Origin of the sequence: Puniceibacterium confluentis, assembly GCF_007923445.1 — a bacterium.
GTDB lineage: Bacteria > Pseudomonadota > Alphaproteobacteria > Rhodobacterales > Rhodobacteraceae > Puniceibacterium > Puniceibacterium confluentis.
Genome location: NZ_VOJI01000082.1, coordinates 1 through 1,041 on the forward strand (window position 1 = coordinate 1; position 1,041 = coordinate 1,041).

Here is a 1,041-nt window from a genome sequence, read left to right on the forward strand (position 1 = left end):
AATACCGCAAGCGCGGCAAGATCTTCGCCCAGTACATCAAGTCGAAGGATGGCGGATCGGAGAAGTGGTACGTCGATCCTGCATATCAGGGGCCGATGCCGCCGGATCTGAATGCCGGTATGCATGGCAAGCCGGGGGCGGTGCAGTACAAGGTCTTCGGCTGGTAAAACCTGCGGGCGGTTGTTCTGCTCGTCATTCTCGCGGAAGTGGGGCTTTCAACAGCCGTAGGGCTGGTCATCCAGCTCTCGCCTTTGCTCGTCATTCCCGCGTGCTCTTAGCGGGAATCCAGTGACTTTGCTTTCTTGGTTTCGAAGCAAGGGCTTCCACTCGCCCTTTGGGCGAGCGGGTCACTTTCTTGTCAACAGCGACAAGAAAGTAACCAAAGAAACGCCGCCCCGGGAGCCGCGCCGCCTGCGGCGGTTCGCGAGGTCATGCCGGGGTTCGCTCGATGGACATCCGTGCCCATTCGCGAACTCGCGCGCATCCTGCGCGCGACCCTGTGGGCGAATCCGTCATGCCCTCGCCGCGGCTGACGGGGACCCGAGATCAAAAGACAGATCAAAAGCCGCCGTCTACGAAGGTCGTTCTTGCTTCGGCGCGCACGATGCGCGCTGCTCCGGCTTTTCCGGGTCCCCATTACATTGCGGCGGCAGCGGACGAAAAGGCCCCGCAGGGGTGCGCGCGAGGACCGCGCGCATTCCGCTATTGCACATGGACGTGCAATTAGCGGAACCCGGCCGCTGACGCGAACCCGGAGCGCAGGATGCGCGTAGGGCGCAATGTTCTGGGGGGTGTTTCTTTGGTGACTTTCTTTGCACAAGCAAAGAAAGTTACCCGCTCGCCCGCAGGGCGAGTGGAAGCTCTGCTCCTAAAACACAAAATAACCAAAGAAAAGTCGCTGGATTCCCGCCAAGAGCACGCGGGAATGACGAGCGAAGAGCAAGAGCAGCCAACCTTCCAAACATTGAAAGAAAGCCAACAACGCAATGGCTCAAAGCCAAGCGAAAAACACCCGTCACATCTCCCTAAGACATTCCCCCA

1 protein-coding gene is annotated in these 1,041 nt (G+C 59.5%); it reads left to right on the plus strand.

Annotation, left to right across the window (positions count from 1 at the left end):
* Window positions 1–763: 763 nt before the first annotated feature.
* A partial coding sequence (locus FOY53_RS23555) for a hypothetical protein (protein WP_222435342.1) occupies window positions 764–1,041 on the plus strand: 278 nt, incomplete at its 3' end.